We start from the raw sequence: 1,009 nt of genomic DNA, 5'->3' as shown, positions 1-1,009 counted from the left end.
TGCAGCAAAGGGTGGTGCTGTTGTGAACACTGATTCACGCCGCAAAATCTTCGGGATTTGCACTGATTGGCGTGGTGTTTTGGCTTTAAACATAAAATGCATAGGGCTGCATTTTGGACGTACGACCTACGTTCGTCTGGAGTAAGGGACTGGAAACTAAGACATTGGTCGAGGTAATGTCTCTCTCCGCATCTGACGCATATTGGCCGAAGACGAGGGGGTTCGGAGCCGCCGTGAGTGGACACATCAGAGGTCGTGGCCAACGTATGAAGCCTTGGTACAGAGGCCTGATCCCGAGGTTGACTTCGACGAACAGTGACGGTTGCCCCTAGATTCGGTGCGTACAGAAGTTTGGTAGCAACAGCGTCTGCTCGTTCTCTAATAAAGCGTGTGAGTTCCGTAAACGTAGGTAGCCGAGACGTTCGCATTATGGCAGACGCCACCTCATACCACTTCGCTTGTATCGTCGACGGCAACCTGCATAGTATTGCGCTCATGGTAGTCCTGGAGTTCAGCTCAGAAGCGAAATCCAACTGTTTCAGCGTGAGTTCACAGGCATTCATTGCTTCCGCCAGCATAAGTAGCCCAGTTTCATCGTCAGCCTTGATGGGTGGACCGTCGGTTATCGAGCGCAGATATTTATCTGCTATGACATGCGGCTCACCGTAGCACCGCTTCAGAATTCGCCAGGCTTCAGCATACCCTTCCTCGGGGTCCAGAATAGTGCAATGTTCAATTGCCTTACGTGCGTTCCCCTCACAATNAATAGTGCAATGTTCAATTGCCTTACGTGCGTTCCCCTCACAATAAGTGATGAGGTACGCCAAACGGTTAGCTGCATCTTCGGTGTACCTTGCTACTCCATGTGTGAATGCTCGATAGAAGCGCCAATAGTCAGTGGGGTCACCATTGAAACGCGGCAATTCCTTCTTCGGCAGCCCCATACACATGTTCAACAGCTGAGGCAAATAGGGGTCAGCAGGATTTGGGGTATACGACGTAGCTGGTT

1 protein-coding gene is annotated in these 1,009 nt (G+C 51.1%); it reads right to left on the bottom strand.

All coding sequences use genetic code 11. The features are described 5' to 3' along the window. Window positions 1–944: DUF1759 domain-containing protein (locus EIO00_RS25970; RefSeq protein ID WP_161602798.1), on the bottom strand; the 944-nt coding region annotated here is incomplete at its 3' end. Window positions 945–1,009 lie beyond the last annotated feature (65 nt).

The sequence above is a fragment of the Thermomonospora catenispora genome (genome assembly GCF_006363815.1).
Taxonomy (GTDB): Bacteria; Actinomycetota; Actinomycetes; order Streptosporangiales; family Streptosporangiaceae; genus Thermomonospora; species Thermomonospora catenispora.
This window is presented reverse-complemented; position numbering and strand designations above follow the sequence as displayed.